The following is a 20,996-nucleotide window of genomic DNA, read 5'->3' on the forward strand; positions in this document are numbered from 1 at the left end:
GCCGCGATCAAGGCTGTCTGCTGGCAAAACGCGCAGAAACTTGCCGTGGCCGTTTGTGCACGGTGACAATGCGTCGATGGATGCCGTCGACGCTCTGTTCCCGCGGGCCGGGGAGATCGCCACCGCGATGATCGCCCGGTGCGCCGCCGAGATCCCGGCGTACCGGCTGCTGCCGGCCAGCGTGCTGGAGGGCGACCTGGTCGCCAACGCGACGGCGGTGTTCGAGCTGTTCCTGACCACGGTGGCGGAGGACCGCCGGCCGACACCCGATGAGCTCGCCCTGCCGATCGCGTGGGGCGCCGAGCGGGCCCGGGACGGCCTGCCGCTGGACGCCGTGCTGCAGATCTACCCCCTGGCCGCCGGCGTCGCGTGGGAGCTGGTGGACGGCGACCGCGCCGTGCTCGGCGCGCGGATGCTGGGCTTCCTCGGCGAGGTGATGCCGCGCGTCGCCGAGGCGTACCTCCGGGAGCGCGACGACCTCGACTGGGAGCGGCGGGAGGACCGGCAGAACCTCGCCGCGAGCCTGCTGGCGGGCCGCCCGGTGCGGCGGCGGGAGCTGGCCGAGAGCTACGACGTCGTCGTGTTCCACCTGCCGTCGCCCACCTCCTCGGCCTCCCGCGCGGCGACGGACCTCTTCCGCGCCGTCCGGTCCGATTTGGACACTCAGTCGGGTGTCCTGGTGACGTTCAAGGGCGATGGCGGCGTGCTGCTGGTGCCCTCCGGCCCCGCGGTCGACGCGGTGGCGGCGAGGGTCGATCGGGTCTGCGGACGCCCGTGCACCGCGGCGGCGTCCCGCGCGCCCACGCTCGCGGACATCCCGGCCGCGCACTCCGAAGCGGTGGAGATCCTGGCGCTGGCGGAGGGGTTGCGCCGCCCGCCGCGGCTCTACCGGCTGGCCGACCTGGCGATCGAGTACCAGCTGGCGCAGCCGAGCCCCGCGCGGGAGGCGCTCGCCGGGGTGCTCTCGCCGCTTGAGGACCACCCGCACCTGATCGACGCCCTGCGCGCATTCGTGACGTCGGGCTACAACCGCGGCGAAGCGGCGACGGCGTTGAACATCCACCGCAACACGCTCACCTACCGGCTGGGCCGCATCCACCTGATCACCGGCTACGACGCCACCCGGCCCGCGGACGCCCGCCACCTGGCCGCCGCGATGACGGCGTACGACATCAGCGGTGTGAATCCCACGGGATAACGCTTGCGTCGCGGTTCACGGGATCCGTTGCAGAAGCCGCCGGCCGCCCGATTCCAGGGGGCGGACACGGAAGGAGGTGATGGCCGTGAAGGCGACCAGAATCGCCGTCGCCGCCCTGGTTCTGGTGGGTACGGCCGCGTGCGGCACGCCGGTGGCTCCGCGCCCCGCCGGTGACCGCTACGGCGAGGGGCGCGGCACGCGTGCCGGGGACCAGCCGCCTCGCGGGCAGCGGCGGAGACACCAGGTACGCCAACGGTTTCGCGACGACGTCATGGCCGCGCCGACCGCCACCGACGTGAGCCCGACGAAATGAGGCCCGCCATGCGTACACTTCGGACAGTCGCCGCCCTCTCCGCCGCGCTCGCCCTCGCCGGGTGCGGCCTGCCGCGGACCGTTTCCGGTGCCCCGGCCCAGGCTCCGGCCTCCACCGCGACCGTCACCGCGCCGGCCACGCCCACCGTCACCGCGCCGGTACCGCAAACCGTCGTCGTGCCGCCGCCGCAGACCGTCTACGTTGCTCCGAAAGGGGTTGCCGCGGCGAGTCAGTGGTATGCCCAGGCGAGCTGGATCGAGGCGCAGCCCTGGATCGCCATCACCCCCGCGGCCGGCCAGACGCCGTGCCAGTGGCTGCACGCGCGCGGCTACCCCTACGCGCAGGCGTACGCGGCCTGGGCGCAGAACGGCTACCCCGCGAGCTGGTCCGCCACCGGTGACGGCTACCCGTGCCAGAAGTCCTACGGCCCGCAGCACTGATCGACCCACGCCCGCACGCCGTCGTGGCGGAAAACGGACCGGGCCGGGAGCTTTCCGCTCCCGGCCCGGTCGCCGATCAGGTCAAACTCGAACAGGGTCTCGCATCAGGATCCTTCGCCCCGTTGGGCACCCACCGCACGTTCGCGAACGAAGCCGAGAACGGGCCGTCGGTGTAGACGAGGAACGGGGTGTTGATGTTCTCGAAGTCCAGCCCGTTGTTGAAGCAGGACACCGGGATCTTCACCGTCGTCTTCGCGCCGCCCGCCAGGCCGGTGAACAGCTGGGTCGCGTTCACCTCGGAGAAGCACGGGTAGACGCAGTGCATGCTCACCACGGTCCGGTTCGTCGGCGCCTGGTGCACGATCGTGTCGAACTCCAGCGCCGCGTCGGCGTTCAGGTAGCCGCGCAGGTCGTTCGTGCCCGCCGTGTTCTGCATGTAGAGCTGGGCCGGGCCGGTGCCCGTCCAGGTCGTCTTCAGCCCGTCGGCCTGCACGTTGACGTCCGCCGGGACGACGTTGATCTCGCTGTGCGCCGCCGTGCCGTCCGGGCCGATCACGGTGCCGCCCCAGTTCTCCGCCGAACCGATCTGGCTGGTGTACGGCGGCACGTCGGTGCGGTCGAAGATCGACAGGTCCTCGGTCGCGGTCCCGCCGCCACCGGTCGAGCCGCAGGTCGCCGGCCCGGCCGTCTCGTCCAGCCGGCCGACCGTGGCGCGCTGCCCGGTCTTGAGGCCGTAGCCGAGCTTGAACAGCGGGTCGTAGTCCGCCGACCACGGGTTGAGCGGCGTCTGGCACGCGCTCTTCGGCCACGAGTACGACAGCTGGCCCTGGTAGCCGGTGCCGTCCTTGCCCTTGACCATCATGTCCGCGACGCCGCCGCCCTCGGTGCCGGGCAACCAGGCCGCCACGAACGCGTCGGAGCGGTTGATCTCCTTGTTCATGTACAGCGGGCGGCCGCCGACGTACACGGTGACGACCGGGGTGCCCTTGCCGCTGACCTTGTCCAGCACGGCCAGGTCCTCGGGGTAGAGCCGCGAGGCTTCCAGCGTCTTGCGGGTCAGGTCGCCGACGCCCTCGGCGTACGGCGTCTCCCCGATGACGGCGATGACGGCGTCGTAGCCCTTCGGATCGACGTTCCCGGTGGCGTCGAAGGTGACGTTGGCGTCGCCGAGGTCCTGCTTGAGCCCGGTGAGGATCGAGGTGGCGTTCGGGAAGTCGGCGTTGGTGTTGCCGGTGCCCTGCCAGCTCAGCGTCCAGCCGCCGGTCTGGTTCTGGATGTTGTCGGCGCTCTTGCCGACGACCAGCACCTTCGACGCCGGCTTGAGCGGCAGCACGTTGCCGTTGTTCTTCAGCAGCGTCTGCGACTCGCGGACGGCGTCACGGGCCAGCCAGTTGTCCTTCAGCGCCTCGTCCGAGTTCGCGTAGGAGCGGTCGGACGGCTTCTGCGACTCGAACAGGCCGTCACGCAGCTTGACGCGCAGGATGCGGGTGACCGCGTCGTCGATGCGCGACATCGGGATCTGGCCGTTCTGCACCTGCGCGACGGTGTTGGTGATGAACGCCTTCCAGTCGTTCGGCACCATCACGATGTCGATGCCGGCGTTGATCGCCTGCGGGCACGAGGAGTTCGTGCAGCCGGTGACCTGGCCGATGCCGTTCCAGTCGGAGACGACGAGGCCGTCGAAGCCGATCTTGCCCTTGAGGATCTGGTTCAGTGCCTTGTCGCTGCCGTGCAGCTTGCCCTCGTTGATGCCGAGGTCGGCGTTGGTCCAGCTGTTGAACGACACCATCACGGTCTGCGAGCCGGCGGCGAGCGCGCCGTAGTAGCCCTGGCCGTGGATGTTGATCATGTCCGCCTCGGACGAGGGGTTGACGCCCTGGTCCTGGCCCTTCAGCGTGCCGCCGTCGCCGATGAAGTGCTTGGCGGTGGCGATCACGCCGTTGTAGTCGATGCGCTTGGTGGCGCCGTCCTGGAGGCCGTTGATGGACTCGAAGCCGTAGGCGCGGGTGATGCGCGGGTCTTCGGAGAAGCCTTCGTAGGTGCGGCCCCAGCGGTCGTCCTGGACGACGGCCAGGGTCGGGGAGAAGGCCCAGTCCTGGCCGGTGGCGCGGATCTGCCGGGCGGTCGCGCCGGCGACGTCGCGGACCAGGCACGGGTCGTGGGCGGCCCCCAGGCCGATGTTGTGCGGGAAGACGGTGGCGCCGTAGACGTTGTTGTTGCCGTGCACGGCGTCGATGCCCCAGATGACGGGGATCTTGGTGCGGCTGGTCTTCGAGGCGTTCCAGTAGGAGTCGGCGAGGTTCAGCCAGTCCTGCTGGGTGGCGTGCTTGTTCCCGCCCGGCCACGAGCCGCCGCCGTTGAGGACGGAGCCGATGGCGTACTGGCGGACCTCGTCGGGGGTGATCGCGGCGATCTCGGGCTGCGTCATCTGCCCGACTTTTTCTTCGAGCGTCATGCCCTTGAGCATTTCGGCGATCCGCTGCTCGTCGCCGGCCTTCCCCTTGAGCCGGCTGTCGACCTTGGGCCAGTCCGCGAGGGTGGGCAGGCTCTTTTCGATCTTGGCGCAGCCGTCCTTGCCGAGGGCGGGCTGGCCGATGACGGGCTGGGTCGTCTGCGCCTGGGCCGGCGTCGCGGTTGCGACCCCGCCGAGCAGGCTCAGGCTCATCAGGGTGACGAGCGAACTTCGGCGCGCACGTGACCACGCGCGGGATCTTCTGGCCATGGTCTGGTCCATTCTGCGATGAACGGCGGACCGGCTGATCCTCATCGGCCACGGGGGCGGCGTCAATAGGCGTCGGGCTCGTTAATTCTCGCCATAAACTAAGAGTCAGCCGGTCAGAGGGCGCCGCATACTCCGCTGGTGGCGCAAGGTCAAGAGCACTTGCGGGCAGGTCTTCTGCCCCGTGATGCTGCCGGGATGGACATCCGCCGGATCACGACCGCCGAGCCGCTCCTGGCGGCCGGGCACCTGTTCGACGACGCACCGCTCCCGGAGGCCACGGAGCGCTTCCTCGCCGCGGAGGGGCACCACGTGCTGATCGGGTACGTCGACGGTGCCCCGGCGGGGATGGTGACGGGGGTCGAGATGACGCACCCGGACAAGGGGACGGAGATGTTCCTGTACGAGCTGAGCGTCGAACCGGAGTACCGGGGGCACGGCCTCGGGCGGGCGTTGGTGGGTGCGCTGGCGGAGCTGGCCCGGGAGCGCGGGTGTTACGGCATGTGGGTGGTGACGGAGGAGGACAACGCCCCGGCCACGGCGACCTACCGGCGCGCGGGCGGGACGGCGGAGGGTGGGCAGACGGTGCTGACGTGGACGTTCTGAGCGCCCCGCCGGTCATCCCGATGGGGGCTTGAACCGTGCTCAGCGGGTCGACCGACCCACGGCAGCGGCGGCCGGTGACCTCCGCGCGGGACGGGTGGTTCATCCGCGTCGGCTTCAGCGGCGACATCCGCGTCGGCTTCAGCGGCGACACACCTGCCGATCAGGGGTGCAGCAGCATCTCCGCGATGGCCTGGACCCGGATCCGCGTGATCCCGGCCCGCTGCTCGACGGCGAGCGGGTGGTCCGTCGGCTCGAGTTCCACCAGCGGGCGCCGCCCCACCGGGCCCGTGTGCAGGTTGGTCTTCAGGTTCAACGTCCCCGGCTCGTAGCCCGGCAGTTCCGTGGCCAGCCAGCCGAAGTACGGCGGCTCGGACTCTCGCTGCGGGTTCGTCCACAGCCGCTCGGCGCGGAAGAAGTTCTCCTCGCTCACCGAAACCCAGACGCCCCACTCGAAGTCTTCGTCGGCGTCGGTCACCGGGAGGACCACGCGGCCGCGGAGGAAGTAGTGCTCGTGCCCGATGACGCACTGCTCGGACTCCAGGACGTTGCCCGGCTCGCCCACCAGCCCGTCGTGCCAGAAGGCCGGCGCGAGGGCGCCGTACGCGAACGGCAGTTCTCCGTGCTGCCCGCCGCAGCAGGTGCAGGTGTAGCTCATGCCCGGCAGCCTACGGTCAGCCCAGCACCGAGCCGGGCAGTTCCTCGAAGATCAGCCACGTCCGCGTCGAGCGCACCCCTTCCAGTGCCTGCAGCCGCTCCAGGACCACGTCCCGCAACGTCGTGTTGTCCGGCGTCCGCACCAGCAGCAGGATGTCGAAGTCGCCGCCCACCAGGGCCACGTGGTCCACGTACGGGATCTCGTGGAGGTCCGTCGCCATCGTGCGCCAGGACGTCTGCTCCACCGTCACCATGATGTACGCCGACGTGCCCAGGCCCGCCCGGCGCGGATCGATCCGCGCGCCGAAGCCGGTGATCACCCCCTCCGCCATCAGCCGCTCCAGACGCGCGTACGCGTTGGTGCGCGAAATGTGCAGCTTCTCCGCCAGGGCGCGCACCGCCAGCCGGCCGTCCGCCGAGAGCTCCGCCAGCATCGCGCGGTCGACGTCGTCGAGGGCCGGGACCGTTCGTCCCGCCCAGCCGTCGGGAGCCACGGACGGAGTGGACGTTTGGTCCTCCAATCCACCTGAAGGAGACCGTTTGTCGCTCATTTCCGCCAACCCTTGAACACAACACCGCCGAGAAGCACCATTTCGGCATCATATGTCTGCGAGAGGTGGTGTGCGTTTTGACGCAGGAGACGTTGCTGCCGTCCGCGTCCCCGGTGCGTTTCGTCGCCGAGGACGGAACCCGCGCCGACCAGCACGGCGGGTACGCCGAGCCCGCCGAAGACCGGCTCACGGAGGCCTACCGGCTGATGGTCCTGGGCCGCCGCTTCGACGTCCAGGCGACCGCGCTCACCAAGCAGGGCCGCCTCGCCGTCTACCCCTCCAGCGCCGGCCAGGAGGCCTGCCAGGTCGCCGCCGCGCTGGCGCTCACGAAGCACGACTGGCTCTTCCCCACCTACCGCGACTCGGTCGCCCTCATCGCGCGCGGCCTGAAGCCCGGCGAAGTGCTGACGCTGCTTCGCGGCGACGCGCACTGCGGCTACAACCCCGCCGAGACGCGCGTAGCGCCCCAGTGCACTCCGCTCGCTACGCAGACACTGCACGCCGCCGGTCTCGCGCACGCGATGCAGCGACGTGGCGAAGACGCCGTCGCGCTCGCGCTCATCGGAGACGGCGCCACCAGTGAAGGCGACTTCCACGAAGCGCTCAACTTCGCGGCCGTCTTCAAGGCGCCTGCGGTGTTCTTCGTGCAAAACAACCGCTACGCCATCTCGGTGCCGTTCGAGAAGCAGAGCGCCGCGGCGGCGCTGGCGTACAAGGGAATCGGCTACGGCATGCGCTCGGAGCAGGTCGACGGCAACGACGCCGTCGCGGTCCTCGCCGTCCTCGACGACGCCGTGAAGCACGCCCGCGAAGGCCGCGGACCCGTCCTCGTCGAGGCCCACACCTACCGCATCGACGCCCACACCAACGCCGACGACGCCACCCGCTACCGCGAAGCCGACGAAGTCGCGAAGTGGCGCGAAGCGGACCCGCTCAAGCGGCTCGAGACCTACCTCAAGAACCGGAACCTCATCGAAGACCAGGACATCGAGCGGTTCCGGGCCGAAGCCGAGACCTTCGCCCAGACCGTCCGGGACACCCTGAACGCCGAGCCGGAGCTCGACCCCCTCTCGCTGTTCGACCACGTCTACGCCGAGCCGACCCGCCAGCTCGAAGCCCAGCGGGCCATGGTGGCCGCGGAACTGGAGGCCTGATGACGACCACGATGGCGCAGGCGCTCAACGCGGCCCTGCGCGACGCCCTCAAGGACGACGACCGGGTCCTGGTGTTCGGCGAGGACGTCGGCGCGCTCGGCGGCGTCTTCCGGGTCACCGACGGCATCACCGCCGACTTCGGCGAAGACCGCTGCTTCGACACGCCGCTGGCCGAGTCCGGCATCGTCGGGTTCGCCGTCGGGATGGCGATGGGCGGCTTCCGGCCGGTCGTCGAGATGCAGTTCGACGCCTTCGCCTACCCGGCGTTCGAACAGATCACCTCGCACGTCGCGAAGCTGCGCAACCGCACCCGCGGCGCGCTGGAACTGCCCATGGTCATCCGCATCCCCTACGCCGGCGGCATCGGCGGCGTCGAGCACCACTGCGACTCCAGCGAGGCCTACTACACGCACACGCCGGGCCTGCGCGTCGTCACGCCCGGCACCGCGCAGGACGCCTACGACCTCCTTCGCGACGCCATCGAGTCGCCGGACCCGGTGATCTTCCTCGAGCCGAAGTGCCGCTACTGGTCGGCCGAAGAGGTGAGCTTCACCCGCCAGGGCCCGGCCATGGACCAGGCCGTCGTCCGGCGCCACGGCAGGGACGTCACGCTCATCGCGTACGGCCCGATGGTCGCGACCGCGCTCGAAACCGCCGAAGCCGCGACGGCCGAGGGATGGGACGTCGAGGTCGTCGACCTGCGTTCCTTGAGCCCGTTCGACGACGAGACCGTGACGGCTTCCGTGCGCCGCACCGGGCGGGCCGTGGTGGTCCACGAGGCCGCCGGCTTCGGCGGCTACGGCGCCGAGGTCGTCGCGCGCGTCACCGAGCAGTGCTTCCACCAGCTGCACGCGCCGGTGCTGCGGGTGACCGGGCTCGACATCCCGTACCCGCCGCCGAAGCTCGAGCGCCACCAGCTGCCGGACGTCGACCGGATCCTCGACACGATCGCCCGCCTGCAGTGGAACGACACACCGGTGGTGGCCGGTGCCTGACTTCCTGCTGCCGGACCTCGGCGAAGGACTGACCGAGGCGGCGATCGTGGACTGGCGGGTCAAGGTCGGCGACACCGTCGACGTCGACCAGATCGTCGTCGAGGTCGAGACGGCGAAGGCGGCGGTCGAGGTGCCGGTGCCGTTCGCCGGCGTCGTGTCCGCGTTGCACGGCGAGCCGGGGCAGCTGCTGCCGGTCGGCGCGCCCCTGCTCAGCGTCGGCGGGTTCGCCGAACCCGGCGTGACGACGTCGAGCGGCAGCGGCAACGTCCTCATCGGCTACGGCACCGCGCCGTCGACCCGGCGCAAGCGCGTCCGCCGCGTCGAAGCACCCGCTCCGAAGGCCAAGGCGCCCGGCGTGATCTCGCCGTTCGTCCGGAAACTGGCTGCCGACAACGGGATCGACCTCGCCCGGCTCACCCCGGCCGGTCCGGACGGCATCATCCGCCGCGCCGACGTCGAGGCGGCGCTGAAGAAGCCCGTCGCGAACGGCAAGCGGATCCCGCTGACCGGGGTGCGCAAGGCCGTCGCGGACAAGCTGACGACGTCCCGGCGCGAAATCCCCGAAGCCACGGTGTGGGTGGACGTCGACGCGACCGGGCTGGTCGCGGCGCGCGCGGCCCTGAATGCCAAGTCCGACCGGCCGGTCAGCCTGCTCGGGCTGATCGCGCGGTTCGCCGTCGCCGGCCTCAAGAAGTACCCCGAGCTGAACTCGCGCGTCGAAGGCGACGAGATCGTCCTGCTCGACGGGATCCACCTCGGCTTCGCCGCGCAGACCAGCCGCGGACTGGTCGTGCCGGTCGTGCGGGACGCGGGGGAGCTTTCCACGCGCGATCTCTCGGCGGCGATCGGCGACCGCGCCCGCACCGCGCGCGACGGCAAGCTCGCGCCCGCGGACCTCACCGGCGGCACGTTCACGGTGAACAACTACGGCGTCTTCGGCGTCGACGGCTCGGCCGCGATCATCAACCACCCCGAGGCCGCGATCCTCGGCATCGGCCGGATCATCGACCGGCCGTGGGTCGTCGACGGCGCACTGGTGGCCAGGAAGATCTGCGAGCTGACGCTGGCCTTCGACCACCGCGTCTGCGACGGCGGCACGGCGGGCGGGTTCCTCCGGCTCGTCGCCGACTGCGTCGAGTCGCCGGTCACGGCCCTGGGCGACCTGTAACGACTCACCGGCGGCGTTGGCCGGTGGTGACGGTCGTGGCACTTAAAGTGTTGGCGTGACGACTCCAGCCCAGCACGACCGGGACCAGGCGGAAGCCCGCGTGGGCCGGCTCAAGCAGGACCTGCGGGACGGACTGACGACCCCGCCCGGGGACGTCGAAACGATGGACCGGCTCGTCGCGACGGCCCACCGGCTGCTCGACGCCGAGCTGGCGTTCGACGAGGCCAAGCACCGGCTCGCCAACGCCGAGCTCGAGTCCCGGCACGCGGCGACGCAGCGCGCGGTCGTCTGGTTCGCGGCCGCGCCGGTGCTGGTGCCGCTGGTCGCCGGGGCGCTGGTGCTGTTCGAGGTGCTCTCGCCGCTGTGGCTGTTCGCGCTGGTCCCGCTGTTCGCCGCGGGCCTGTGGATCGGCTTCGGCCCGGTCCGCCGGGTCGGCGAGGTGATCCGCGAGCGGACGCGGGGCGCGTGGGCGGGCAGCGTCACGGCCGGCTTCCTGGCCCTGGCGCTGGTCCCGTGGTCCGCGGCCGTCGTCTTCACGATCCTGACGGCCGTGGGGGTCGCGGGCACGGGTGCGCTGCTGTGGCGGGAAAGCCGGATCCCGTGAGCCACGGCTACGCGACCTACGGCGACGATCCCGAGTTCTCGCAGGACTACGTCGAGCCCGTCGACTCGACGCGGCGCGACGTCGACGAGCTGTTCGCGGCGGTCGACGGGCTGCGCGCGGCCGTCGAGGAGACCGACGACCGCCTGCGCCAGGACGTCGCCGACCTGACCGAGCGGCTCGAAACCGGGGGCGCGCACGGGCAGCAGGACCGCCTCGACCTGCTCGGCCGGCGCCTGGACCGGCTGCAGCAGCAGGTCCAGGCCCTGGAGCGCGCGGTCCGCGTGTCCGACGGCGTTCCGCAGGTGGACCTCGACGACGTCGGCCCGGAGACGCAGGCGCTCGCGGCGGAGGCGGCGCGGTGGGACGACCTGCACAAGGAGCTCGTCACGAAGGAGCAGCGGGCCAGGTACGCGGAGGAGATCGCGCACCTGGACTCGGTGCGGTCGGCGCTGTCTCGCTGCGACGCCGACCTGCTGGAGGTGATGCGGGTCCTGGCGTCGACGGACCGGGCGTCCCGCGCCCGGGGGGACGCGGAGTCGTCGCTGCGGGCGTTGACGACCCGGCGCCGGACGTTGCTGGACGAGGAGATCCCGGCCGCTGTTTCGGCGGCGGACCAGGCGACGCTGGCCTTGCGCGAGGCCGACGCGGTCGAGGCGCGGGTGGTGCCGCAGCTGGAGCGGGCCGAACGCGCGTGGCAAGACCTGCAGGTGCGGCTGCGGACCCGGATCACCGACGCGCTCGGCTCGAACGCCCTGCTCCCGACGTGGTTCGGGCACGCGCTGGGCGTCGCCCCGCCGTCGGGGACGTCGGGGGACGCGTGGATCCGCACGGCCGCGTCGGTGCTCGCGTACCGGGTGACGTTCGGGATCAGGGACCCGGCGCTGCCGCTGGGCCCGCCGCCGACCGAGGGAGCGGACACGACCGAGCGCCGCTGGACCTGGCGAGCGAGGCTGGAGTCCGATTCGGACGACCTCGCCCTGTGATGCCCGTCGGGTCAGCCGCGGAGGGCTGACTCCAGCTTCCGGTGCAACGCGCCGAGGCGGGTTTTGCCTGGTTTGCCCGGGGGGAACTTCCGCAGGGTCTCGCGGACCTCCGGTGGGGCCTGCGAGAGTGCCCACTCGATCTCCGCCTCCGCGGAACCGCCCGCCAGTTCGCGCGCCAGCGCGGCCTGCTGGGCCGGGCCGACGATGTGCTTGACCTGGTGCGGTGACGCCAGCGGGTGGAGGTACGCCGCGCCGGCCGCGCCCACTGCCGCGCGCGCCGCCGCCGAAGCGGCCGGGTCGGCTGCTTCGCCCGCCGCCGCCAGGGCGTCCCACGCCGCCGTGCGCAGGGCCCGGGTGCGCGGGCCTCCCGAAGCGAACTCCCGCGCCGCCGAGATCGCCGCGGCCGGGCGTGGGTCGTCGGGGATCAGCGGCAGCACCCGTGACGCGCAGTCCGCGGCCCAGCCCGTCAGCGCCCGCAGCTCGTCAAGACTCAGCTCCATACCCCTGAAGCGTATCTTTGAACGGCCGGTTGAGACTTTCAGACGGTCGCGGGCCGCCGCAGCGCCTGCCGCCGCAGGCGGTTGAACAGCTTCGCGTTGTTCAGCGCGAACACCCCCACCGTTTCGCCGTCCCGCGAGAACGTCGCCACGAACGAAGACGACGAAGGGTCGCCGTCCACGAACGAAAGCGAGTCGCCGGGACGCGGGTGGCCGGCCAGCTGCATGGTCCCCGAATACTGGTCCGACCAGACGTAGCCGCTGGGCGTGTACGTGCGCGAGGTCCGGCCCGCCAGCAGGTTCGCCACCGCGACCGGCGCCTGCTCCGACGCGTTCGTCCAGTGTTCGTGCCGCTGTCCCGCGTACCGGGCCACGTCGCCCACCGCGACCACCTGGGGCAGCTCCGTGACCAGGCCCGCGTCGGTGTGGACACCGTCGCCGACCTTCAAACCCGAGCCGGCCAGCCACTCGGTCGCCGGGGTCATCCCGACGCCGACCACGACCACGTCGGCCGGGACGAGCGAGCCGTCGGCCAGGCGGACGCCGGACTCCGCGAGGCCCTCGACCCGGACCCCGCAGCGCAGGTCGGTGCCGTGGTCGGCGTGCAGCCGGGCGCACACGGCGGCCAGCTCAGGCCCCAGCACCGGTGTCAGCGGCAACGGCAACGCCTCCAGGACGACCACGTCGAGCCCCAGGGAACGGCAGGTCGAGGCCACCTCGGCCCCGATGAACCCCGCCCCGATGATCACCACGCGGGCTCCGGGGACCAAAGCCGAGCGCAGGGCGAGCGCGTCGTCGATCGTCCGCAGGGTGTGGGCGCCTTCGAACCCCGGCAAGGTGCGGGCCCGGCCGCCGGTGGCGATGACGACGCCGTCGGCGTGCACCGACCCGCCGTCCGACAGGAGCACCCGGCGGTTCGCCGGTTCCAGGGCCGTGGCCCGCACGCCGAGCCGGAAGTCCAGCGCCAGCGAGGCCAGGTCACCGGCGTCGAGCAGCTCCAGCGACTCGCGCGACGCCGTCCCGGCCAGGAACGCCTTGGACAGCGGCGGCCGGTCGTAGGGCAGGTGGGCTTCCGACCCGATCAGCACGATCCCGCCGTCGTAGCCCTGCGCGCGCAGCTCCTGCGCGGCGCGGACCCCGGCGAGCGAAGCGCCGACGACCGCGACGCGTTTCACGCGGCGTCCTCGGCGGCGACGCCCTGGACGTAGACGACCCCGTCGTCGACCACGACGGAGTAGGTGCGCACCGGGTCCTTCGCCGGCAGGCACGTCGGCATGCCCGTGCGCAGGTCGAACAGCGCCGCGTGCAGCGGGCACTCGACGAAGCAGCCTTCGAGCCAGCCGTCGGCCAGGGAGGCGTCCTGGTGGGTGCACGTGTCGCCGATGGCGTACAGCTCCCCGTCGGCGTTGAACACCGCGATGGCGGGCGGCCCGGGGATGCGGACGGACTCACCGGGGGGCAGCTCGTCCACCGTGCACGCGCGAATCATGACGCCTCCGGGTTCTGTTGCGCATTGGGGAACATTCACCTCGATACGCAACAAGTCTGAATCCGGTGCCAACCGGAGTCAAGGGGGTACGCGCGGGTAGTTTCCGTTACCCGGTAACGGAGAACGCGGGCACGCCGAAGGCCCGTACCGGGGATGGCGGTACGGGCGCGACGACGTCGGGCTCAGTGAGCGGCGGCTTCCCCGTGCCGGTAGAACGGCAGCTTGAGCGGGGCGAGCGGGGTGTTGCCGAGGATGAGGTCGGCCGCCTTCTCGGCGGTCATCATCACCGGCGCGTAGATGTTGCCGTTGGGGATGTAGGGCATGACCGAGGCGTCGACGACGCGCAGGCCCTCGGTGCCGTGCACCCGCATGGTCTGCGGGTCGACGACGGACTTCTCGTCCACGCCCATCTTCGTCGTGCACGACGGGTGCAGCGCGGTTTCGGCGTCCCGGGCGACCCAGTCGAGGATCTCCTGGTCCGTGTCCACCCGGGGTCCCGGCGAGATCTCCCCGCCGTTGTACGGCTCGAGCGCGGCCTGGTTGAGGATCTTCCGCGCCACCCGCACCGCTTCGACCCATTCACGCCGGTCGTTCTCGGTCGACAGGTAGTTGAACCTGAGCGCCGGGTGCTGCCGCGGGTCGGTGGAGGTGATCTTCACCGAACCGCGGGTGTCGGCGTACATCGGGCCGACGTGCACCTGGTAGCCGTGCCCTTCCGTGGGCGCCGACCCGTCGTAGCGGATCGCCACCGGCAGGAAGTGGAACATCAGGTTCGGGTACTTCACCTCGTCGTTGGACCGGACGAACCCGCCGCCCTCGAAGTGGTTGGTCGCGGCCGGCCCGGAACGCAGGAACAGCCACTGCGCGCCGATGTAGGGCCGCTTCCACTTCGCCAGCGACGGCTGCATCGAGACCGGCTGCTTGCAGGCGTACTGGATGTACACCTCCAGGTGGTCCTGGAGGTTCTCGCCGACGCCCGGCAGGTCCTTCACGACGTCGATGCCGAGCTTCTCCAGCTCGGCCGCGTTGCCGACGCCGGAGAGCTGCAGCAGCTGCGGCGAGTTGATCGCGCCGCCGCAGAGGATGATCTCCTTGCCGTACACCTCACCCGGCACGCCCCGGCCCTGCGCGTACTCGACGCCGACCGCCCGGGTGCCGTCGAAGAGGATCTGCGACACGAACGCGTGCGTCTTGACCGTGAGGTTGGGCCGGCCCAGCACCGGGTGCAGGTACGCGCCCGCGGCGGAGAGCCGCCGTCCTTTCCGGACGTTGCGGTCGAAGGCCGCGAAGCCCTCCTGCCGGTAGCCGTTGACGTCGTCGGTGCGCGGGTAACCGGCCTGCTCGGCGGCGTCGAAGAAGGCCTGGAACAACGGGTTCGAGGCCGGGCCGCGTTCCAGTTCGAGAGGACCGTCGTGGCCGCGCCACTGCCCGTCCGGGGCGTCGGCGAGGCAGTTCTCCATGCGCTGGAAGTACGGCAGGCAGTGCGCGTAGTCCCAAGTGGACATACCGGGGTCGCTCGCCCAGCGCTCGTAGTCCATCGGGTTGCCGCGCTGGAAGATCATCCCGTTGATGCTGGACGACCCGCCGAGCACCTTGCCGCGCGCGTGGTAGATGCGACGCCGGTTCATGTGCGGCTCCGGCTCGCTGCGGTAGCCCCAGTCGTAGAACTTCGACCCGATCGGGAAGGTCAGCGCGGCCGGCATGTGGATGAAGACGTCCCACTTGTAGTCGGACCGGCCGGCCTCGAGGACGAGGACCTTGTTCGAGGGGTCGGCGGAGAGCCGGTTCGCCAGCGCGCAGCCCGCCGAGCCACCGCCGACGATGACGAAGTCGTAGGTATCGGAACTCATGGGTCCTCCTCAGCCGGGCAGGGAATCCGGAGCGCTGTCGGGCATGTGCTCGGGGCTCGTGTGGGCCGAGCCCCAGGTGCGGCGCCGGACGTACAGCATTATCGCGCCGATGATCACGATCAGCCCGGTGACGATCACCGCGCCCCACTGGAAGTACCAGTGGTCGGAGCCGTAGACCTCGGCGCGCGGCCAGATCAGGTTGACCGTCATGGCGCCGCCGTAGAGCACCGCGACCAGGTTCACCAGCGTGCCCCAGCGGCCGAGCTTGAAGTACGGCCCGTGCTCCGGCCGCGGCCAGTGCCCGCGCAGGCGGCGCACCAGCATCGGGCCGGTGACCATCAGGTAGGGGATGTAGAACAGGATGATCGCCGTCGAGGTCAGGATGAAGAACGCCCGCTGGTTGCCGAGGTTGACCAGCAGCACGACGACGGTGAGGCCGCCGGTCAGCAGGGCGGGCAGCACCGGCGTCTTCGAGCGCGGCGAGACCTTCGCCATGGCGCGGCTGAACGGCAGGCGGCCGTCGCGGGCCATCGCCCACGTCATCCGGATGGCGGCGGTCTGCACGGCGAGGCAGCAGACGGTGATCGCGATCGCCGAGCAGATCAGGAAAGCGTCACCCAATCCGGTGCCGAGCGTGCTCTTCAGCAGGTACGGCATCCCGGACGTGCTCAGCTCTTCGGCGCCGAGGTTGCCGACCGCCATCATGCCGAACAGCATGATCAGCCCGCCGACGATGAACGCCGCGGTGATCGCCCGGAGGATCGCGCGCGGCGCGTGCCGCCGCGGCTGGGTGGTCTCCTCGGCCAGCGAACCCGCGGTGTCGAAGCCGTAGAAGACGTACGCGCTCATCAGGGACGCCACCAGGAACGCCCCGAGGTACCCGAACGAGTGACCTTCCCCGGTGCCGGCCGTGTCGAAGACCAGACCGGGACCGCGCTTGATGTGGATGGCCAGCGCGATCACGAGCAGGACGCTCGCGCCGAGCTCCACCGCGACCCCGAAGTTGTTGATCTTCGCCATCAGCTTGACGCCGATGATGTTGACGATCGTGGCGAACACGACCAGCACCACGGCCAGGATGATGGCGTTCTGCGCGCCGCCCGGGGTGGACGTCAGGCCGGCGTCGGCGTCGCTGCCGACGAGCTGGAACGCGGTCGAGACCTGCGGCAGGATGATCTGGTAGGCGACCGCGACGGCTGCCGCCGTCACGATCGCGCCGATGATCATGATCCAGCCGGCCAGCCACGACGTCGCGGGTTTCGCGATCTGCTTGGCCCACTGGTAGACCGACCCGGCGAGCGGGAACTGCCCGGCGAGTTCGGCGAAGCACAACGCGACCGCGGCCTGGCCGACGAAGACGAGCGGCCACGTCCAGATGAACGCCGGCCCGCCCGAGCCGAAGCCGAAGAAGAACAGCTGGAACACGCCGGTCAGGATGGAGATGTAGCTGAACCCGGCGGCGAAGCTGGAGAACGACCCGAGCGAGCGCTCGAGCTCCTGGCGGTAGCCGAACTTTTCGAGGTCGGACGAGTCGTCGGCAGCAGGCCCCCCGCCCGCCGGTACTTCCTGGGTGGTCATGGCAACGTCCTCACGTGGTGGTGGGGGTGAGCTCGGTGAAGCTCGGCCGGCCGTGGCCCGCCGCACGGCGTCCGCGGTGACCGGCGGCGTGCGCGCGGCGGGCTGACCGGAACGAGCTTCAGCCCTTGAACCAGTGCTGCGGAACCGGATCGATGTTCTGGTAGACGTGCTTGCTCTCCTGGTACTCCGCCAGTCCGGACGGCCCCAGCTCGCGGCCGATGCCCGATCTGCCGAACCCGCCCCACTCCGCCTGCGGCAGGTAGGGGTGGTAGTCGTTGATCCACACGGTGCCGTGGCGCAGGGCCCCGGCGACGCGCTGGGCGCGGGACGCGTCCGACGTCCACACGGCTCCGGCGAGCCCGTACTCGGTGTCGTTGGCCAGCGCGATCGCGTCGGCCTCTTCGCTGAAGCGTTCCACGGTGACGACCGGGCCGAAGACCTCTTCCCGGACGATCGCCATGTCCCTGGTGCAGTCGGAAAACACCGTCGGCCGGAGGAAGAAACCGTTCTCGTACCCGGGCCCTTCCGGGCGCTTGCCGCCCGCCCGCAGCGTCGCCCCCTGGCTGAGAGCGCTTTCGATGTAGGCCTCGACCTTGGCGCGGTGCTGCGCCGAGACGAGCGGGCCCGTCTCGGTTTCCGGGTCCAGGCCGTCGCCGACGCGGATCCGGTCGGCGCGGGCGGCGAGGTCCGCGACGAACCGGTCATGGATGTCGTCCTGGACGATCAGCCGCGCGCCCGCCGAGCAGACCTGTCCGGAGTGGACGAACGCGGCCATCAGGGCGTAGTCGAGGGCCGTGTCGTAGTCTGCGTCGGCGAAGACCACGTTCGGGTTCTTGCCGCCCAGTTCCAGTGCGACGCGCCGGACGCCCTTGGCGGCGGCGGTCATGATCTTCTCGCCGGTCGCGTAGCCGCCGGTGAAGGAGACCAGGTCGACGCCCGCGTGCTCGACCATCGCCGCGCCGACGTGGCCCGGGCCGAGCAGGAGGTTGACGACGCCGGGCGGGGTGCCGGCCTCCTCGAGGAGGGCGACCAGCTTGATCGTGGTCAGCGGGGTGACTTCGCTGGGCTTGAGCACGACGGTGTTGCCCGCGGCCAGCGCGGGCGCGACCTTCCAGGACATCTGGAGCAGCGGGTAGTTCCACGGCGCGATCAGCGCGCAGACGCCGACCGGTTCGTGCACGATCCGGCTGACCACGGTGGCGCTGCCGGCGTCGACCAGCCGTCCGGCGTCCTTGTCCGCGAGGTCGGCGTAGTAGCGGAAGACGTTCGTCACGTCGTCGATGTCGATGCGGCCTTCGCCCAGCGTCTTGCCGGTGTCGAGGCTCTCGGTGCGGGCGAGTTCTTCGCGGTCGCGGACCAGCAGGTCGGCCGTCTTCCGGAGCAGAGCACTGCGTTCACCGGCGGTGGTCCGGCGCCACGGGCCCTCGTCGAAGGCCCGCCGCGCGGCTCTGACGGCGGCGTCGACCTCCTCGCGGCCCGCTTCGGCGACGGTCTCGATGACCTGGCCGGTGGCGGGGTTCAGCACGTCGGAGCGGGTTCCGGCGTCCGTCCAGATGCCGTCGATGTGGAGGTCCTTCATGCGGCCCTTCCCGGATCGGTAGTGGCTGCTCGGTGCCTTGAGTGCGTACATTTGTACGCGAAGTGTGTACAGATGTCCAACAAGGGGGCTCGACACCGATGTCGAAGAACGAATCCGGCGCGACCCGCCGCCGTGGCCCGAACGACCCCGAGCGACGCGCGCGGATCGCCAAGGCGGCGATCGAAGTCGTCGCCCAGCGGGGGATCGACGGGGTCACCCACCGGGCCGTCGCGGCGGCCGCCGGCGTGCCGCTGGGCTCGACGACGTACCACTTCGCGACCCTGGACGACCTGCTGGAAGTCGCCCTGCACGAGGCCGCCGAGAAGAACGTCCACGCGCTGAAGGAGTGGGAGTCCGCGCTCCCGCCGGACACCGACTTCGCCGCGGCCCTCGCCGACCTGGTCATGGGCTACATCAACGAGCAGTACCGCGACACCGTGGTCGAGTACGACCTGTACGTCGCGGCGTTGCACCGGCCCGCGCTCCGCAAGGCGAGCGCGGCCTGGGACGACGCCCTGATCGCGTTCTTCGGCGCCCGCACCGACCCGCTGACCGGCCGCCTCCTGGCCGGGTTGTTCTGCGGCCTCCTGATGCAGGCGGCCCTGGCCGACCCGCGCCCGGCCCGCGAGGAGATCGAAACACTGTTCCGCCGGGCGATCGACGGCCCGGCGGCCTGAACTCTTTGCGGGCACGGAAAAACCCGGCTTGACAGCCGTGCGTGGCGGCAGTCACTCTGTTCCGGAGTGAGCAACAAGACGCGTTCTGCGCAACTCTCGTCCTGACCGCGGAGAGGACCCACGCCGGTGACCGCTATCGATCTCCCGCCGAGCCTGCTCGCCACGCTGCCCGGCAGCTTCTACACCGATCCGGCGATCTTCGCGCTGGAGCAGGCGAAGATCTTCGAGGCGGACTGGTTCTGCGCCGTGCGCAGCGCCGACCTGCCGAACCCCGGCGCGTTCGAGACCGTGCAGATCGGCAAGGAGAGCGTCCTGGTCGCCCGGGGCCGGGACGGGAAGCTCGCGGCGTTCCTCAACGTCTGCCGCCACCGCGGCGCCCGGCTCTGCACGGCGGAAAGCGGCACGGTCAAGCGTGCCTTCCAGTGCCCGTACCACGCGTGGACGTACGGCCTGGACGGCAAGCTCATCGCCGCGCCGAACCTCACCGGCATGCCGGACGTCGACCGCACCGAGTTCGGCCTCACGAAGGTCCACCTGCGCGAGTGGCTCGGCTACGCCTGGGTCTGCCTGGCCGACGAGCCGCCGTCGTTCGAGGAGACCGTCGTCGGCGCCGTCACCGAACGCCTCGGCGGCGCCGAAGAGATCAACGCCTACGGCATCGACGGCCTGGCGCTGGGCAAGCGCATCGAGTACGACGTGAAGGCGAACTGGAAGCAGATCATCGAGAACTTCATGGAGTGCTACCACTGCGCGACGATCCACCCGGAGCTCACGGAGGTGCTGCCGGAGTTCGCCGACGGCTACGCCGCGCAGTACTACGTCGGCCACGGCGCCGAGTTCGGCGGTGACATCAAGGGCTTCACCGTCGACGGCAGCGAAGGTGTCGACCGCCTCCCCGGCGTCACCGAGGCCCAGGACCGCAAGTACTACGCGATCACCATCAAACCGGGCGTCTTCGTCAACCTCGTCCCGGACCACGTCATCCTGCACCGGATGTTCCCGCTGGCCCCGGACCGGACGCTGGTGCGCTGCGACTGGCTCTACCTGCCCGAGGTTGTCGAATCGGGCCGGGACCTGACGCGGTCGGTCGAGCTGTTCCACCGCGTCAACCTGCAGGACTTCGAGGCTTGCGAACGCTGCCAGCTCGCGATGGATTCGCGGTCGTACGCGAACGGCGGCGTGCTCGTCCCCAGTGAGCACCACATCGGCGCGTTCCACGACTGGGTCCGCGCCCGGCTGAGCGTCTAGATCAACGCGCGGATGGCGGCCTCGAAGCCGGTGACGTGCTCCAGCGTGAGAGCGGCGGCCTTCTCGGCGTCGCCTTCGATGATCGCGGTGAGGAGCGGGACGTGCTCGTCGACGTGGCCGGCCATCCCGGACAGCCGGGGCACGAACACGCACCAGATCCGGGTCGCGAGGTTGTCGTACCGGACCAGCGTGTCCTCGAGGAACGGGTTGTGCACGCACCGGTAGATCGCCCGGTGCAGGGCGAGGTCGGTGCGGAGCAGCTCGGCGTTGTCCCCGCTCGGGACGCCGGCGTCGAGCTGCGCGCGCAGCTCGGTGAGCGTGGCCCGGTCGGCCGCGGTCGCCCGCTCGGCCGCGGCGGCCGTCGCCATCGGCTCCAGCGTGCGCCGCACCTCGGAGATGTGCGCGAGGTCGGAGATGTTGACGTCGGTGGCGAACGTCCCGCGCCGCGGGTAGGCGACGACCAGGCGTTCGGACTCCAGCCGCTTCAGCGCCTCGCGGATCGGCGTCCGGCCCATGCCGAGTTCGCTGCCGAGCTCCTCCTCGTTGAGGGGGGAGCCGGGCGGGATGTCGAGCATGACCAGGCGATCACGGACGAAGCGGTACGCCTGTTCCGCCAGGGAGGGGGGATTGACCTGCGGGTGCATGGCGCTTAGCCTACATCGACGATTGATATATCAGAAGTCGACCAGACGG

General features: G+C 70.9%; 21 protein-coding genes. 11 read left to right on the forward strand and 10 right to left on the reverse strand.

Translation table 11 applies throughout. The features are described from left to right. Positions 1–76: 76 nt before the first annotated feature. The 3 genes from ACH54P_RS39150 (at position 77) to ACH54P_RS39160 (ending at position 1,951) form a co-directional block, all read left to right on the forward strand. On the forward strand, positions 77–1,198 hold the full coding sequence (locus ACH54P_RS39150) for a PucR family transcriptional regulator (protein WP_489908318.1): 1,122 nt from the start codon (positions 77–79) through the stop codon (positions 1,196–1,198). Between the two features lie 79 nt (positions 1,199–1,277). Then, the gene (locus ACH54P_RS39155) at positions 1,278–1,511 is read left to right on the forward strand and encodes a hypothetical protein (protein WP_489908319.1); all 234 of its coding nucleotides are present in this window, start codon (positions 1,278–1,280) and stop codon (positions 1,509–1,511) included. A gap of 8 nt (positions 1,512–1,519) precedes the next feature. Beyond that, positions 1,520–1,951: a hypothetical protein gene (locus ACH54P_RS39160; RefSeq protein ID WP_489908320.1), complete on the forward strand. Its 432-nt coding sequence runs from the start codon at positions 1,520–1,522 to the stop codon at positions 1,949–1,951. A gap of 76 nt (positions 1,952–2,027) precedes the next feature. Here the strand turns inward: ACH54P_RS39160 and ACH54P_RS39165 are convergent, their stop codons facing one another. Next, positions 2,028–4,616 carry a glycoside hydrolase family 3 protein gene (locus ACH54P_RS39165; RefSeq protein ID WP_489916899.1) on the reverse strand — a complete coding sequence of 863 codons (2,589 nt, stop codon included), beginning with the start codon at positions 4,614–4,616 and terminating at the stop codon, positions 2,028–2,030. Between the two features lie 252 nt (positions 4,617–4,868). On the opposite strand from ACH54P_RS39165, the gene ACH54P_RS39170 reads away from it, so the two are divergent. Then, positions 4,869–5,276 carry a GNAT family N-acetyltransferase gene (locus ACH54P_RS39170; RefSeq protein ID WP_489908321.1) on the forward strand — a complete coding sequence of 136 codons (408 nt, stop codon included), beginning with the start codon at positions 4,869–4,871 and terminating at the stop codon, positions 5,274–5,276. 160 nt (positions 5,277–5,436) lie between these two features. Here ACH54P_RS39170 and ACH54P_RS39175 read toward each other — a convergent pair whose 3' ends face one another. After that, positions 5,437–5,931, reverse strand: a complete 495-nt coding sequence (locus ACH54P_RS39175) for a DUF2199 domain-containing protein (protein WP_489908322.1) — start codon at positions 5,929–5,931, stop codon at positions 5,437–5,439. Positions 5,932–5,947: 16 nt separating this feature from the next. Next, the gene (locus ACH54P_RS39180; RefSeq protein ID WP_489908323.1) at positions 5,948–6,424 is read right to left on the reverse strand and encodes an Lrp/AsnC family transcriptional regulator; all 477 of its coding nucleotides are present in this window, start codon (positions 6,422–6,424) and stop codon (positions 5,948–5,950) included. A gap of 134 nt (positions 6,425–6,558) precedes the next feature. Here ACH54P_RS39180 and pdhA point away from each other — a divergent pair, with 134 nt between their 5' ends. The 5 genes from pdhA to ACH54P_RS39205 are packed head-to-tail and all read left to right on the forward strand — an operon-like array spanning position 6,559 to position 11,385. Next, positions 6,559–7,635 carry a pyruvate dehydrogenase (acetyl-transferring) E1 component subunit alpha gene (pdhA, locus tag ACH54P_RS39185; RefSeq protein ID WP_489908324.1) on the forward strand — a complete coding sequence of 359 codons (1,077 nt, stop codon included), beginning with the start codon at positions 6,559–6,561 and terminating at the stop codon, positions 7,633–7,635. Next, the gene (locus tag ACH54P_RS39190) at positions 7,635–8,630 is read left to right on the forward strand and encodes an alpha-ketoacid dehydrogenase subunit beta (protein WP_489908325.1); all 996 of its coding nucleotides are present in this window, start codon (positions 7,635–7,637) and stop codon (positions 8,628–8,630) included. The genes pdhA and ACH54P_RS39190 overlap by 1 nt, the downstream gene beginning before the upstream one ends. Then, positions 8,623–9,798, forward strand: coding sequence for a dihydrolipoamide acetyltransferase family protein (locus ACH54P_RS39195; RefSeq protein ID WP_489908326.1), 1,176 nt, complete (start codon positions 8,623–8,625; stop codon positions 9,796–9,798). Before ACH54P_RS39190 ends, ACH54P_RS39195 begins: the two co-directional genes overlap by 8 nt. 55 nt (positions 9,799–9,853) lie before the next feature. Further along, complete coding sequence (locus ACH54P_RS39200; protein ID WP_489908327.1) at positions 9,854–10,402, forward strand: hypothetical protein; 549 nt, start codon at positions 9,854–9,856, stop codon at positions 10,400–10,402. After that, positions 10,399–11,385, forward strand: coding sequence for a hypothetical protein (locus tag ACH54P_RS39205; RefSeq protein WP_489908328.1), 987 nt, complete (start codon positions 10,399–10,401; stop codon positions 11,383–11,385). The genes ACH54P_RS39200 and ACH54P_RS39205 overlap by 4 nt, the downstream gene beginning before the upstream one ends. Positions 11,386–11,396: 11 nt before the next feature. On the opposite strand, the gene ACH54P_RS39210 is transcribed toward ACH54P_RS39205, so the two are convergent. From ACH54P_RS39210 to ACH54P_RS39235, 6 genes are all read right to left on the reverse strand, one after another. Next, a complete protein-coding gene (locus ACH54P_RS39210; RefSeq protein WP_489908329.1) occupies positions 11,397–11,885 on the reverse strand; it encodes a putative immunity protein in 489 nt (162 codons plus the stop codon). A 38-nt stretch (positions 11,886–11,923) separates the two neighbouring features. After that, positions 11,924–13,057 carry an NAD(P)/FAD-dependent oxidoreductase gene (locus ACH54P_RS39215; protein WP_489908330.1) on the reverse strand — a complete coding sequence of 378 codons (1,134 nt, stop codon included), beginning with the start codon at positions 13,055–13,057 and terminating at the stop codon, positions 11,924–11,926. Then, a complete protein-coding gene (locus ACH54P_RS39220; protein WP_489908331.1) occupies positions 13,054–13,371 on the reverse strand; it encodes a bifunctional 3-phenylpropionate/cinnamic acid dioxygenase ferredoxin subunit in 318 nt (105 codons plus the stop codon). The genes ACH54P_RS39215 and ACH54P_RS39220 overlap by 4 nt, the downstream gene beginning before the upstream one ends. A 182-nt stretch (positions 13,372–13,553) precedes the next feature. Beyond that, on the reverse strand, positions 13,554–15,221 hold the full coding sequence (betA, locus tag ACH54P_RS39225) for a choline dehydrogenase (protein ID WP_489908332.1): 1,668 nt from the start codon (positions 15,219–15,221) through the stop codon (positions 13,554–13,556). A gap of 9 nt (positions 15,222–15,230) precedes the next feature. Then, the gene (locus tag ACH54P_RS39230) at positions 15,231–16,799 is read right to left on the reverse strand and encodes an amino acid permease (protein WP_489908333.1); all 1,569 of its coding nucleotides are present in this window, start codon (positions 16,797–16,799) and stop codon (positions 15,231–15,233) included. 118 nt (positions 16,800–16,917) lie between these two features. Next, the gene (locus ACH54P_RS39235) at positions 16,918–18,378 is read right to left on the reverse strand and encodes an aldehyde dehydrogenase family protein (RefSeq protein WP_489908334.1); all 1,461 of its coding nucleotides are present in this window, start codon (positions 18,376–18,378) and stop codon (positions 16,918–16,920) included. Between the two features lie 98 nt (positions 18,379–18,476). Between ACH54P_RS39235 and ACH54P_RS39240 the strand changes: the two genes are divergently transcribed. Next, positions 18,477–19,055, forward strand: coding sequence for a TetR/AcrR family transcriptional regulator (locus tag ACH54P_RS39240; RefSeq protein ID WP_489908335.1), 579 nt, complete (start codon positions 18,477–18,479; stop codon positions 19,053–19,055). A 126-nt stretch (positions 19,056–19,181) separates the two neighbouring features. Then, positions 19,182–20,303, forward strand: a complete 1,122-nt coding sequence (locus ACH54P_RS39245; RefSeq protein WP_489908336.1) for an aromatic ring-hydroxylating oxygenase subunit alpha — start codon at positions 19,182–19,184, stop codon at positions 20,301–20,303. Here the strand turns inward: ACH54P_RS39245 and ACH54P_RS39250 are convergent. Beyond that, the gene (locus ACH54P_RS39250; protein ID WP_489908337.1) at positions 20,300–20,947 is read right to left on the reverse strand and encodes a GntR family transcriptional regulator; all 648 of its coding nucleotides are present in this window, start codon (positions 20,945–20,947) and stop codon (positions 20,300–20,302) included. The genes ACH54P_RS39245 and ACH54P_RS39250 overlap by 4 nt on opposite strands. Positions 20,948–20,996: the final 49 nt, after the last annotated feature.

This window comes from Amycolatopsis sp. N2S4-7 (genome assembly GCF_058119595.1).

What these genes read in the sequence shown, in the direction of transcription:
- ACH54P_RS39150 (WP_489908318.1), top strand. Translation starts at nt 77, where the DNA reads ATGGATGCCGTCGACGCTCTGTTCCCGCGGGCCGGGGAGATCGCCACC.
- ACH54P_RS39155 (WP_489908319.1), top strand. Translation starts at nt 1,278, where the DNA reads ATGGCCGTGAAGGCGACCAGAATCGCCGTCGCCGCCCTGGTTCTGGTG.
- ACH54P_RS39160 (WP_489908320.1), top strand. Translation starts at nt 1,520, where the DNA reads ATGCGTACACTTCGGACAGTCGCCGCCCTCTCCGCCGCGCTCGCCCTC.
- ACH54P_RS39165 (WP_489916899.1), bottom strand. Translation starts at nt 4,616, where the DNA reads ATGAGCCTGAGCCTGCTCGGCGGGGTCGCAACCGCGACGCCGGCCCAG.
- ACH54P_RS39170 (WP_489908321.1), top strand. Translation starts at nt 4,869, where the DNA reads ATGGACATCCGCCGGATCACGACCGCCGAGCCGCTCCTGGCGGCCGGG.
- ACH54P_RS39175 (WP_489908322.1), bottom strand. Translation starts at nt 5,931, where the DNA reads ATGAGCTACACCTGCACCTGCTGCGGCGGGCAGCACGGAGAACTGCCG.
- ACH54P_RS39190 (WP_489908325.1), top strand. Translation starts at nt 7,635, where the DNA reads ATGACGACCACGATGGCGCAGGCGCTCAACGCGGCCCTGCGCGACGCC.
- ACH54P_RS39210 (WP_489908329.1), bottom strand. Translation starts at nt 11,885, where the DNA reads ATGGAGCTGAGTCTTGACGAGCTGCGGGCGCTGACGGGCTGGGCCGCG.
- ACH54P_RS39220 (WP_489908331.1), bottom strand. Translation starts at nt 13,371, where the DNA reads ATGATTCGCGCGTGCACGGTGGACGAGCTGCCCCCCGGTGAGTCCGTC.
- betA (WP_489908332.1), bottom strand. Translation starts at nt 15,221, where the DNA reads ATGAGTTCCGATACCTACGACTTCGTCATCGTCGGCGGTGGCTCGGCG.
- ACH54P_RS39230 (WP_489908333.1), bottom strand. Translation starts at nt 16,799, where the DNA reads ATGACCACCCAGGAAGTACCGGCGGGCGGGGGGCCTGCTGCCGACGAC.
- ACH54P_RS39235 (WP_489908334.1), bottom strand. Translation starts at nt 18,378, where the DNA reads ATGAAGGACCTCCACATCGACGGCATCTGGACGGACGCCGGAACCCGC.
- ACH54P_RS39240 (WP_489908335.1), top strand. Translation starts at nt 18,477, where the DNA reads ATGTCGAAGAACGAATCCGGCGCGACCCGCCGCCGTGGCCCGAACGAC.
- ACH54P_RS39250 (WP_489908337.1), bottom strand. Translation starts at nt 20,947, where the DNA reads ATGCACCCGCAGGTCAATCCCCCCTCCCTGGCGGAACAGGCGTACCGC.